Origin of the sequence: Actinoplanes aureus (assembly GCF_015704865.1) — a bacterium.
Lineage (GTDB): Bacteria > Actinomycetota > Actinomycetes > Mycobacteriales > Micromonosporaceae > Actinoplanes > Actinoplanes aureus.
On sequence record NZ_JADQTO010000015.1, the window covers coordinates 67,913 to 79,724 of the forward strand.

Annotated in this window: 9 protein-coding genes; 3 read left to right on the forward strand and 6 right to left on the reverse strand. The window is 70.2% G+C overall.

The window, feature by feature from the left end:
- Window positions 1-36 precede the first annotated feature (36 nt).
- The gene (locus I4J89_RS28785) at window positions 37-4,320 is read right to left on the reverse strand and encodes a hypothetical protein (protein WP_196417234.1); all 4,284 of its coding nucleotides are present in this window, start codon (window positions 4,318-4,320) and stop codon (window positions 37-39) included.
- 91 nt (window positions 4,321-4,411) lie between these two features.
- Here I4J89_RS28785 and I4J89_RS28790 point away from each other — a divergent pair, with 91 nt between their 5' ends.
- A complete protein-coding gene (locus tag I4J89_RS28790; RefSeq protein ID WP_196417235.1) occupies window positions 4,412-4,843 on the forward strand; it encodes a DUF3558 domain-containing protein in 432 nt (143 codons plus the stop codon).
- A gap of 118 nt (window positions 4,844-4,961) precedes the next feature.
- Entirely contained in the window at window positions 4,962-6,719 is a 1,758-nt protein-coding gene (gene ctaD / locus I4J89_RS28795) for an aa3-type cytochrome oxidase subunit I (RefSeq protein ID WP_196417236.1), read from the forward strand.
- 3 nt (window positions 6,720-6,722) lie between these two features.
- Here the strand turns inward: ctaD and I4J89_RS28800 are convergent, their stop codons facing one another.
- A complete protein-coding gene (locus I4J89_RS28800) occupies window positions 6,723-7,211 on the reverse strand; it encodes a winged helix-turn-helix transcriptional regulator (protein ID WP_196417237.1) in 489 nt (162 codons plus the stop codon).
- Window positions 7,212-7,307: 96 nt separating this feature from the next.
- Here I4J89_RS28800 and I4J89_RS28805 point away from each other — a divergent pair, with 96 nt between their 5' ends.
- Window positions 7,308-8,525 carry an MFS transporter gene (locus I4J89_RS28805; protein WP_196417238.1) on the forward strand — a complete coding sequence of 406 codons (1,218 nt, stop codon included), beginning with the start codon at window positions 7,308-7,310 and terminating at the stop codon, window positions 8,523-8,525.
- A 15-nt stretch (window positions 8,526-8,540) separates the two neighbouring features.
- Here I4J89_RS28805 and I4J89_RS28810 read toward each other — a convergent pair whose 3' ends face one another.
- The 4 genes from I4J89_RS28810 to I4J89_RS28825 form a co-directional block, all read right to left on the reverse strand.
- On the reverse strand, window positions 8,541-8,876 hold the full coding sequence (locus I4J89_RS28810) for a hypothetical protein (protein WP_196417239.1): 336 nt from the start codon (window positions 8,874-8,876) through the stop codon (window positions 8,541-8,543).
- Window positions 8,877-9,054: 178 nt separating this feature from the next.
- Window positions 9,055-10,041 carry a glycoside hydrolase family 43 protein gene (locus I4J89_RS28815; protein ID WP_230859774.1) on the reverse strand — a complete coding sequence of 329 codons (987 nt, stop codon included), beginning with the start codon at window positions 10,039-10,041 and terminating at the stop codon, window positions 9,055-9,057.
- Window positions 10,041-10,868, reverse strand: a complete 828-nt coding sequence (locus tag I4J89_RS28820; protein ID WP_196417240.1) for a carbohydrate ABC transporter permease — start codon at window positions 10,866-10,868, stop codon at window positions 10,041-10,043. Before I4J89_RS28820 ends, I4J89_RS28815 begins: the two co-directional genes overlap by 1 nt.
- On the reverse strand, window positions 10,865-11,812 hold the full coding sequence (locus tag I4J89_RS28825; RefSeq protein WP_196417241.1) for a carbohydrate ABC transporter permease: 948 nt from the start codon (window positions 11,810-11,812) through the stop codon (window positions 10,865-10,867). Before I4J89_RS28825 ends, I4J89_RS28820 begins: the two co-directional genes overlap by 4 nt.

The following is an 11,812-nucleotide window of genomic DNA, read 5'->3' on the forward strand; positions in this document are numbered from 1 at the left end:
CAACGGGAGAACCGGCAAGGACCGATAACCCCAGCATTAACGGTGCGGGGAGCGGGATCCCAGGCGGAGCGTACGGTCGACCGCCGCGAACACCGGCCCCGGATCCTCGCCGTCCCAGGACTCCAGCAGCCCGCGGACCAGCGCGAGGGCGGCCTCGAAGTCGGCGCAATGCCGCAGGCAGACGATCGCCAGCACGTCGGCACGGGGAGCCAGTGACCAGGTCGTGCCGAGGATCCCGGCGTCCGGACCGGCGATCGCCGCCCCGTTGCGGATGGGAGCCTCCCCGCGCTCCTGCACGCGCTTCTGAAGACGCGCTACCACGTCCCGGGCCCGCCCGGGCCACCCGCGCCCCACGTCCAGCAGGACACGGTCGGCCAGCTCCGCATCGCGGATCTGGCCGGCCACCTGCTCAGCCGTCTCCGGACCGTCCTCGATCAGCCGGCGCGCGACGGTGGCCAGCGCCCTGTCCCGCTGGAAGTCGAACCGCATCCGGTCGGCGATGTGGCGTGCCTGCGACGGCCGGCCGGGCGCCAGCTCGATCACCAGCCGTTCGAGACAGGCCTCCCGGGAGGTGAGGTCGTCGATGGTGTCCGCCAGCGCGATCGCCCGGCCGGGATCGAGGACGGCCTGGGCGACCGCCACCTCGGCCAGTACCTCGGCACGGACCTTCCCGCTCCAGCCGTCCGCGAGCGACTCGGCACGGTGTGCGAGGACCCGCGCCTGCTCCGGCCAGGTACCGGCCAGCGCCTGCGCCACTTTCGCCAGGCCCAGCGCCTCCGTCACCACGTCGTCCGCGTCGGTCACCAGGCCGACGGCGAGAACCGGATCGTGCCGGGCGAGCGCGGCGGCCACCGCCGGAAGCACCCGGAGCCGCTCCCAGCGATTGTCCATCGCGCCGTAGACCGCTCTGGCGGCGCCGGGATCCTTTGACGCCAGCGCCACCACCACCGTCTCGTCCACACCGGGCCGGGCGAAGTCGGGCACCAGGCTCAGCAGCTCGGCGGCACGCCTCGGATCCGACTCCGCGACCTTGGCCACGACGTCGCGGACCAGGTTGCCCTCGGCGATCGGGTCGGCGGCGCCGTCGGCCACGGCCAGCGCGGCATCCGGCTCGAACCCGGCAAGGCATGACACCGCTTGACTCCGCATCCTGCGCCGGTCGATGCCGGACAGGTACGCCTCGGACAGCTCGATCGCCGCGAACGCCATCCGGGCGGCGGCCGCCGGGTCGCGGCGGGCCCACACGGAGGCCAGCCGGACGACCTGTGACAGCGGTTCCACCGCCCACGGCACGAGCTCGGCGGTGTGGTACTCCTGGATCAGCCGGGCCGCCAGATCGGGCCGCGCCGGAGCCGCGACGGCCGCGATCTGTGCCAGGGCAAAGCCACGCTCGGCCGGATTGGTGATCAGCGATCCGGCCAGCCCCGCCGCGTGTTCCGGATCGAGGGCCGCCCACTGCTCGACGACATCGCGCAGTGCCACCGCGCGCCGCCGCGGGTCACTGATCCCCTCGGCGGCCCGGACGGCCAGATCCAGGACGTCCGGCTCACCGGACCCCACCGCGACGTCGGTCCACGCCCGGCAGGAACACCACGGGTCGACGATGTTCACCGCCAGGTCGGCGGCCCGGCCCGGATCCGTGGCGCTGAGCCCGGTAACGACGCCGGCCAGTGCGGAGTCCCGCCATTCCTGCTCCGCCAGCTGGGCGGCCAGCGCGACTGCCCGGCCGGGGTCGATCCGGGCGAGTGGTTCGCACGCCCGGATCGCCGCGTACGCCGGGGTCCACTCGTCGATCGTGCCGACCGTCTCGGCCACCTCCGCGGCGACCTCGGGGAAGACGGCCGCGATCATCTCCACGACGAGCTGCCGTCCGCTGTGGTCACGCGCGGACACCGAGAAGGCTCGGCGCGCCAGCTCGACGGCCCGCTCCGGTAGCGCCGTGGCAACCGCCTCGGCGATCCGGCCGAGCGCACCGGGCCTGATCCCGGCCTCCGCCACCGCCCGGTCCAGCAGGGCCTCCGCGGCCGGCCGGTCGCGCTCCGCCAGCGCCGCCGCGACCACGGCGAAGGCCTTGCACGACGCCACGACCCCGGGAACCGTCTCCGCGAGCCGCAGCGCCGCGTCCGTGTCGTAGGCGGCCAGCCCGGCCACCACGGGCACCAGTTCCCAGCCGTGCTCCGAGACCGGCCGCGTGGTCACGTACTCGACGGCGCGCTGGGTGAGCGCGTAGGCCCGCTCCGGTTCGTCGTCCGCGACCACCGAGGCCACGGCCAGGATCGTCTCGACCCGCGACGCCGGCGGGTCGAGGCCTTCGGCCAGTTCCAGGGCACGGTCCACCACCGGCCGCAGCGGCCGGCCGTTCTGTTCCAGGGCGGTCAGAATCCGGTGCACCGCGCGGGCGCGGTCGGTCAGCTCGAACGCCTGGAGCAGCGCGGCGTCCGGCGAGCCGAGCAGGGCGTACGCGACGAGCGCGTCAACCGGAGCGGCACTGATCCGCGCGGTGAGCGACGCGTGGGTGAGCAGGGCGCCGAGCATGGTCGCCACGGTCGGCACCGACGGTTCGCCGTGCTCGCCCAGATATCTGATGACGGCCCGCCGATCGCGCAGATAGCGGGCGTCCGAGCCGGTGGCGACCCGGTAGGCGCCGCGCCACGCGGGTTCGAGGACGAGATCGACGGGATGCCGGCCGGTACCGCGCAGCAGGTGATGGACGAGCCAGTCCGCGCGTTCGGCGGTCAGGCCACCCGCTTCCAGGGCCGGTCCGGCGCAGCGATCATGCACGTGGCCCAGCGACGCGCCACACCGTTCGTGCAGCTCGGCGACGTGCAGGTCGTGCAGGACGAAGGTCAGTGGATCCCGGCGGACCACCGAGGCGAGGCCGACCCGGTACAGCCGGGTCATCCGCTGCCGGGTGGCGGTGCGGTTCAGGCCCCACAGGTCGGCCAGCAGGGTGCTGGAGAGCTGGGCACCCACCGGGAAGACCGCGAGATCGTCGTAGCCGCGGCGGTCGTCGGCGGCGAGCGCGTCGAGGGAGCTCCGCACCAGGTGGCGTACCGAGCGGGTGCCACCCGGGTCGTCCAGCACGGTCGGTGACGCGGTGAAGTCGGCGAGCAGCTGCTCGGCACGTTCCCGCAGCTCCGCCGGCTCGGCTGGGGCAGGCTCGTCGAGCGCGTCGAGGTCGAGGTCGGCCAGATGCAGGTAGCGGCCGGCGGATTCGAGGAGCAGCGGCAGGTGATGCAGCGCTGAGGCGAGACGCCGCAGGGCCTCGTCGAGCTCGGCGGTCCGCGACGCTCCGCGCGCGAGCACGGTCAGTGCCTCCTCCTCGGCCATGCCGCCGAGGGTGTAGCCGGTCGTCGCCGCCACGGCGACACCGCGGCTGGTGGCGAGCATCCGGGCGGAGCCGGGCAGCCGGCCGCGCAGGTCCGCCAGCACCGTGTCGGACCAGACGTCGTCGACGACGACGAGCGTGGCGGGTCCGGACGGCAGCGTGGTCCCGTCGCCGGTCAGCCGGGCCCAGATCTCCTCGCTGTCGGCGCCCGGTCCGGCCCGCAACCACAGGATCCCGCCGGGGAAGGCCTCCCACAGCCGCGTGTCATGCCCGGCCTGCTGCGCGAGCACGGTCTTACCGCGCCCGCCGGGCGCGCGGATGACGACGTCGCCGCCCGGCAGGCGGCTGACGACGTCGTCGATCGCCTGCCGGCGCTCGATCATCCCGACCGGAGGCGCCGGCACGGTGAACCGGCGCGGCGGCGCCACCGGCAGGCCGGTGAGGCCGAACCGGGCCAGGACCAGACTGATCGGTACGGCATAGAGCACATTGGCCGCGGGCGGACCGCTCCCCGACCACTCCGTGCGCTCGAGTACCTGCTCGATGAGGATGCCGCAGACGCCTCCCGGGTCTCCGGGCAACCCGGAGCGGACCGCCGCGCCGGAGTACCCGCCGTATTCGGCGAGCCGCTGGTCGACGGTCAGCTGCACGACCTCGATGTCGCCCGATCCGGTCGCGATCGTCCGGGCTGAGCTGACGATCCGCCCGGTGAGGATCGGATCGTTGTCGCGGGGGCGCGCGTCCGCCCACCAAGGCTGCCCGTCAAGGGGCCGGCCGATACGCTCCTCGGCGCCGTCCCGCGGCTCGGTGTGCAACAGAGCGAGGTCGAACTCGTCATCGCGGAGCACGTCGAGCACCTTGGCGCCGTCGACGTCGAGCACATCGGCCGCACAGTCCCCCAGGACATGGCCCGCGGTCACCACGAGCCCGGGTTTCAGCGACACACCACTGCCGAGGACGCGTCCGCCCCGCAACACGACCCCGCTGGCCACGCCTCCAGCAGGACACGAACGGCGGCTCGAGGCAAGTACCGATTTCGGCGTTCCCCGGTTTTCCCCGCCGTCGTTGCCGATGCTGATCCTCATGAAGCACCGCCTCGCCGCCCTGACCGCTGTCGCCGCCGTCGCCATCGGCTCCCCCGCCGCCGCGGCCTTCGGACCGGACCTGCCGGACCCGTGCACGCTCCTGTCCGAGTCCGAGGTCGTCGATCTCACCGGCCGGACGATCGTCCAGGTCGACGAGGACGACGCCGAACCCGGCGAGAACGTTCGCTACTGCCAGTGGCAGCAGAGCGGCGGCCAGCTCGTGATCTTCCTGAGCCCCACCACGGCCGGGGACTTCGCGGTGACCGCGCCCGAGGCCGAGTGGCTGGCCGAGAACTCCTACTGGCTGGCCGGGCACCTGTTCGTACGGCACGACAAGCTGCAGATCGACGTCTACTCCCGAGGCGGCTCCGACGCCCGGAACCTGGCCGACGCTAAGCAGGTCGTCGATGTAGTCATTCCGCGCCTCTGACATACCCCAAACCGGCCCCGAATGCTGCTGATCTGTGGAACTGGGGCAAATCAAACCGGTAGGCGCCTATAACGGATCTAGGCGTCAGTTTTCGCGGATCCGCAGGTGAGGAGCTTCCATGACCACCCTCGCACCGAAGCCGGTGCCGACCCGGCCCCACACGGTTCGCCGGCAGGTGAAAGGGTCGGCCCTGGCTCGGATCCTGCGTACCACGGACGCGAAGCAGATCGGGATCATGTACATGGTCACGTCGGTCGTGTTCTACATGGTCGGCGGGGTCATGGCTCTGCTGATGCGCGCGGAACTGGCCAAGCCGGGCATGCAGATGCTTTCGCCGGAACAGTTCAACCAGCTGTTCACCATGCACGGCACCGCCATGCTGCTGTTCTTCGCGACACCGATCGTGTTCGCGTTCGCCAACTACGTGGTGCCGATTCAGATCGGTGCGCCGGATGTGGCGTTCCCGCGGCTCAACGCGTTCGCGTACTGGCTGTACCTGTTCGGGACGCTGACGGCGATGAGCGGGTTCCTCACGCCGGGCGGTGCGGCGGACTTCGGCTGGTTCGCGTACACACCGCTGAGCGACTCGCTGCACTCGCCGGGGATCGGTGGCAACGCCTGGGTGGTCGGCCTGGCGATCAGCGGTCTCGGCTCGATCCTCGGTGCGGTCAACCTGATCACCACGATCCTGACCCTGCGGGCCCCGGGCATGACCATGTTCCGGATGCCGATCCTGACCTGGAACATGCTCGTCACCAGCCTGCTGGTGATCCTGGTCTTCCCGTTCCTCGCGGCGTCGCTCTTCGCGCTCGCCGCGGACCGGGTGCTCGGCGCGCACGTCTTCGACGTGGAGACCGGCGGGCCGATGCTCTGGCAGCACCTCTTCTGGTTCTTCGGCCACCCCGAGGTGTACATCATCGCGCTGCCGTTCTTCGGCATCATCACCGAGGTCATCCCGGTGTTCAGCCGCAAGCCGGTGTTCGGCTACAAGGGCCTGGTCGCCGCGACCCTGCTGATCGCCGCGCTGTCGATGAGCGTGTGGGCACACCACATGTTCGTCACCGGCCAGGTGCTGCTGCCGTTCTTCAGCTTCCTGAGCTTCCTGATCGCGGTACCGACCGGCATGAAGTTCTTCGTCTGGATCGGCACCATGTGGCGCGGCCAGCTGACGTTCGACTCGCCGATGCTGTGGGCGCTCGGCTTCCTGGTGACGTTCCTGTTCGGTGGTCTGTCCGGCGTGCTGCTGGCCTCACCGCCGGTCGACTTCCACGTCTCCGACTCGTACTTCGTGATCGCGCACTTCCACTACGTGCTGTTCGGCACGATCGTGTTCGCGGTCTTCTCGGGTATCTATTTCTGGTTCCCGAAGATGTTCGGCCGGATGCTCGACGAGCGGCTCGCCAAGATTCACTTCTGGCTGACGTTCCTCGGCTTCCACGCCACCTTCCTGGTGCAGCACTGGCTCGGCACCAAGGGCATGCCCCGCCGGTACGCCGACTACCTGGAGAGTGACGGCTTCACGTTCCTGAACACGTTCTCCACGATCGGCTCGTTCATCCTCGGCATCGCCACGCTGCCGTTCGTCTACAACGTGTGGAAGTCGTACAAGGTCGGGCAGGTCACCACGCTCGACGACCCGTGGGGCCACGGCAACTCGCTGGAGTGGGCGACGTCCAGCCCGCCGCCGCTGCGCAACTTCGACCGGATGCCGCGGATCCGCTCCGAGCGCCCGGCGTTCGACGCGAAGTTCCCGCACCTCGCCGCCGGTGAGCAGTCGATCGCCGGTCCTCCCGAGGGCGGCGCTCGGCCGCTGACCAGGGAGTCCGACGGCGGCGCCACCTACGCCGAGGACATCGGCACCGACCGGGACCGCTGACCGTTACCGGTTAAGGCTCTCCAGGTCGGTGACGCCGGCCGGCATGCCGGGCCCTGGGCGCGCCACCACATCGGCCGGGTCGTGCACCGGGCCGCAGTTGGGGCACATCGTCTGCTGGCTGATCGCGCCGTCACAGACGGCATGGGTGTAGATCACCGGCGGCCCGTCGGGCGCCGCCCAGCGGTCGCCCCATTCGGTCAGCGTGGCGATGACCGGCGCCAGGTCGCGCCCCTTGTCGGTCAGTAGGTACTCGTGGCGCTCCGGCTTGCCCGGGCCGGCGCGACGCTCCATGATCCCGGCGTTGACGAAGCCGTCGAGGCGGGCTTTGAGGATATTCGTCGCGATGCCGAGCCGGCGGAAGTCGTTGAAGCGGGTCGCGCCGGCATACAGCGCGTCCCGGATGATCAGCAAACTCCACCGTTCGCCGACCAGTTCCAGGGCACGCGCGGCCGAGCACACCTTGGCCATGGCTTCGTACGTGTTGCCGAGCATGCGAGTCACTCTACCCGATCCGCACTTGCATGATGCAAGCGAGTCCGTCTAGGTTCAGCTTGCATCATGCAACCGAAGACGAAGGGGAAGGTGCGCATGAGTACATCGCAAGCGGCACTGCGCCCGGTCCGGGCGAACCTGGTCCTGGCCACGCTGTTCCTGGGCACGTTCGTCCTGGGCAGCGCCGAACTGCTCGTGGTCGGCGTGCTGAACCTGATCGCCGACGACCTGCGGGTCTCCATCCCCGCGGCCGGCGCACTCGTGACCGCCTTCGCGCTTGGTCTCGCCGTCGGCGGCCCGATCCTGACCGCGCTGACCATCAAACTCGACAAACGGATCGTCCTGCTCGGAGCGATCACCCTGTGCATCCTGGGCAACCTGGTCCCCGTGCTGGTCGCGGACTTCGGGGTGTTCATCGCGGCGCGCGCCTTCACCGGCGCGGCACACGGGCTGTTCATCGCCGTCGCGTTCGTGGTGGGCATCTCGGTCGCCGGACCGGAGCGCATGGGCGAGGCCATCTCGGTGGTCTTCAGCGGCTTCGCGGTGTCGGCCGCCCTGGGCGTTCCGCTGGGCACGCTGGTCGGCCAGGCGCTCGGCTGGCGCGGCTCGTTCACCGCGCTCGTCGTATTCGCCGTGGTCGCGCTGATCGCCACGCTCGCGGTGGTGCCGTCAATGCCCGGCACCGGCGGCGGGGCGGGCAACCAGGCCAGGTTCGCGTTCGCCCCGCGGGTGCTCGCCGTACTGGCCCTGAATCTTTTGGTGTTCGCGTCGCTGTACGCGGCACTGACCTACATCGTGCCGTTCCTGGAGAGCGTCACCGGCATCTCCGGAGCTCTGATCAGCGCGTTCCTCCTGGCCTACGGCGTGGCGACGGCGGTGGGCTCGTTCGCCGGCGGCCGCCTGGCCGACCGGAACGCCGCGCGCACCCTGATCGTCGCCACGATCGGCGCGGCGCTCTCGCTGCTGGCGCTCTACGTCGTCGGCGCGATCGCGTTCCTGGTCGCGCTGGTCCTGCTGGCCTGGGGTCTGTTCGCGGTGGGAATGGTGCCCGCCCTGCAATACCGCGTGGTGAGCCTGGCCGGGCCGGGCGGCCAGCTCGCCTCGTCGTTGCCCGCCTCCGCCGCCAACGTGGGCATCGCGCTCGGCTCGGTCGCCGGCGGGCTGGCGATCGGCCGCTTCACCGCCTCATCCGCGGTGCTCACCGGCCTGATCATCGCCGTGGTGGCGATCCCGGTCGCCTGGGCCACCAGCAATCTCAGGCCGCCGGTGGCCGACGACGCGACCACGACCGAGCCGGTCGCCGAGCCCGCGTAACGCCATCGGCCGGATTCACTGCGGCCGCCGCCACCGCCTTCCGGAGTTTCGCCGTTGCGGGCGGTGCGCGGCGGCCAGCATGGCCCGCACCGAGGCGACCGCCATGGTGAGCGCCTCCTGCATGCCGGCGCAGGTCCGGCAGTCGCCGCCGTTGCATTCCAGGCGATGGTCGTAGGCGATTTCGGTGAGGATCGCGTCCAGGCGGGCGCACGCGTACGTGTCACGGTCGTCCGGATGGTACTGACCGAGCAGGTCGGTGTACCGGCCGATGCTGTTCTCCGTGACCGCGTATAAGTGGGCGGCGCCTTCGATCTGGGACAGGGCGTCCCGGACCTCGTCATCCACGCTCATTTGGCTTTCCCCCCGAAGGCCGTTGACGTGTGGGAGTTGACCATATCGGTGAGGAGGATGGGCAACTATGGGCCGGACATCCGCTGTGCGTTGTCCGGTCGGTTGACTTCAAACCCCCCAGGAAATCAGCGGGCCGCATTTCGGCGAATGGCAAAACGCGACGCCTTTGTGTACCGAATCAGGTCTCACCCCCCGGCACAGGTTGCGGCGACGTGGTCGGCCCGTGCACCACCGGGCGACCGTTCTCCCAGGTCAGCCGGTCCAGCCAGAGCTGGCGGCCGGGGAGCACGCTGCCCACCGCGTCCGGCGGCCAGGCGTGGTACAGCATCCAGGTGCTGCCGTCGGGTCGGGTGACCACGTAGCTGTGTCCGGGTCCGGCGGCTGCCGGGGACGACGACAGGATCGGGTTCTCCGCCGCGTCCTGGCAGGGGCCGAGCGGGCCGTCGCAGGTGGCGTAGCCGACGGCGTACGCCTGCGAGTCGAAGGCGTTGGCCGAGTAGAACAGGTACAGCCGGCCGTCGTGGGTGACCATCTGCGGCGCCTCGATGACGTGTGCCTGCCACGGTTTGTCGTTGGTCAGCAGCCGGACCCGCTCACCGGTCAGGGACAGGCCGTCGGCGGCGAGGCGCTGCGCGTACAGATGGGTGGGTTCTCCGATGTGGTTTCCGTCGTTCTTCCAGTACAGATAGAGCGAGCCGTCGCTGTGCCGGTACGGGCTGGCGTCGATCGCGCCGCCCTCGTCGTCCTGGCAGATCAGCGCCTCGCCGGAGGTGTCGGCGAACGGCCCGGACGGCGAGTCGGCGACGGCCGCGCCGACGCACTGCCGGTCGGCGCCCGCCTTGCGGGCGGTGTAGTAGAGGACGTAACGACCGGCGTCCGTGCGGATCACCTCGGGCGCCCAGGTGTGGCCGCGCTCGGCCCAGCGGCCCAGTTGCGGCAGCACATCGCCGCCCGGGCTCCATTTCACCAGGTCGGCCGAGGTGATCAGCGGGACGTTGGCGGTGGCGTCGTTGGTGCCGTACGCGTACCAGGTCTCCCCGTCCGAGATCACCCCGGGATCGGGGAAGTTGTCGGTGAACACCGGGTTGGTGAAGGTCATGACCTCTCCAGACGACGAAGAGCAGCCGGTGAGCACCAGCACCAGCGCGAGGAACAGGCGGCGCATCAGCCCTTCAGACCCGACCGGGACACGCCCTCGATGATGTACCGCTGGGTGATCAGGAACAGGATCAGCACCGGAACGCTGGCCAGCGCCGCACCGCCCATGATCACCGGATAGTCGATGTCGTAGGCGCCCTGGAGAATGCTGAGCCCGGGCGGCAGGGTGAATTGCGACGGGCTGAACAGTACGTAGATCGGCCAGATGAAGTCGTTCCAGTTACCCAGAAAACTGATCAGGGCCAGGGTGGCCAGGGCCGGTTTGGACAACGGCAGAACGATCCGGGTGAAGATCTGCCAGGTGTTGGCGCCTTCGATTTGCGCGGCCTCCTCCAATTCGCGGGGCAGGCCGAGGAAGAACTGGCGCAGGAAGAAGACGCCGAACGCGCTTGCCGCACCGGGCACGATCAGCGCCCACAGGGTGTCCAGCCAGCCGAGCCGGTCGATGATCAGGAAGTTCGGGATGATCAGCGTGAAGATCGGTACGAACAGCGTCGCGATGACCATTCCGAAGAGGATCCGCTTGCCCCGGAACTCCAGGCGGGCGAACGCGTAGGCGGCCATCGACGCGACCACCAGGATGAGCACGGCCTGCCCGGTGGCGGCGAGCAGGCTGTTGAGCAGCCAGCGCAGCACCGGCGTCGGGGTGTCGGTGGCGAACAGGACCTCGTACGCCCGGGTGGTCGGCTCCTGAGGCAGCACGGTCGGCGGCACTCGGGTGGCCTCGCCGACCGTCTTGAACGAGGTGATCAGCATCCAGACCAGCGGGGCGATGAAGACCAGGCTGAGTCCGGTGAGGATGGTGTACCAGGCGATTCCGCGTGCTCGTGTCATGAGGCGTCCCGGTCCCGGAGAAGACGGAAGGTGATCACGCTGACCAGCAGCAGGGCGAGGGTCAGCAGGTAGCTCATCGCCGCGGCGACGCCCATGTTGTATTCGCGCAGCCCCTTCTGGGCGATGTACATGATCGCGGTGCGGGTTTCGTTGCCGGGCGCGCCCTGGGTGATCAGCAGCGCCTGACCGAACATGTTGCTCGACGCGAGGATCGTGTTGATCACGATGAAGGTCAGGACCGGTCGCAGGCCCGGCAGGGTGACGTGCCGGAACTCGGCCCACTTGCCGCCGCCGTCGATGCGCGCCGCCTCGTACAGCTCGCGCGGGATGTCCTGGAGGCCGGCCAGGTAGATGACCGCGTTGAAGCCGATCGTCCACCACACGGTGACGGCGACCAGGGAGATCCACGCCCAGGGCAGCCCGGTGGTCCACGGCGACGCGTCCGGCAGGCCGACCAGGCCGAGCAGGGCGTTGACCGCGCCCAGGTTGGGGTCCAGCAGGAACCGCCACAGCACGCCGATCACCGCGACACCGAGCACGTACGGTGCGAAGTAGACGGCGCGGAAGAAGGTACGGCCGGGGAACGCCCGGTTCAGCATCAGCGCCAGCCCCAGCGGAATCACCACGAGCAGCGGGACGCTGGCGACGGTGAAGATGCCGGTCGCCTGCATGCTCTGCCAGAACTCCTCGAAGACGGCCGAGCCGCTGTCGAAGAGTGCCTGGTAGTTGGCGAGGCCGACGAACGGTTTTCCGGGCAGCAGGTAGTCCCAGTCGTGCAGGCTGACCCACAGCCCGTAGATCGCCGGGGCCAGCACGAACGTGGCGAACAACAGAAAGTACGGGACCAGGAACAGGTACGGGGTGGCCCGCCCCACCCGCCGGACAGGCGCCTCCGGCGTGGTGCCGCGATCCGCGGCGGGCGGGGCCAGAACGTCGTGGGCCAT

Bases quoted from the DNA above. Each gene is read 5' to 3' on its own strand.
- I4J89_RS28790 (WP_196417235.1), top strand. From the start codon at position 4,412: ATGAAGCACCGCCTCGCCGCCCTGACCGCTGTCGCCGCCGTCGCCATC.
- ctaD (WP_196417236.1), top strand. From the start codon at position 4,962: ATGACCACCCTCGCACCGAAGCCGGTGCCGACCCGGCCCCACACGGTT.
- I4J89_RS28800 (WP_196417237.1), bottom strand. From the start codon at position 7,211: ATGCTCGGCAACACGTACGAAGCCATGGCCAAGGTGTGCTCGGCCGCG.
- I4J89_RS28805 (WP_196417238.1), top strand. From the start codon at position 7,308: ATGAGTACATCGCAAGCGGCACTGCGCCCGGTCCGGGCGAACCTGGTC.
- I4J89_RS28810 (WP_196417239.1), bottom strand. From the start codon at position 8,876: ATGAGCGTGGATGACGAGGTCCGGGACGCCCTGTCCCAGATCGAAGGC.
- I4J89_RS28815 (WP_230859774.1), bottom strand. From the start codon at position 10,041: ATGCGCCGCCTGTTCCTCGCGCTGGTGCTGGTGCTCACCGGCTGCTCT.
- I4J89_RS28820 (WP_196417240.1), bottom strand. From the start codon at position 10,868: ATGACACGAGCACGCGGAATCGCCTGGTACACCATCCTCACCGGACTC.
- I4J89_RS28825 (WP_196417241.1), bottom strand. From the start codon at position 11,812: ATGGCCCACGACGTTCTGGCCCCGCCCGCCGCGGATCGCGGCACCACG.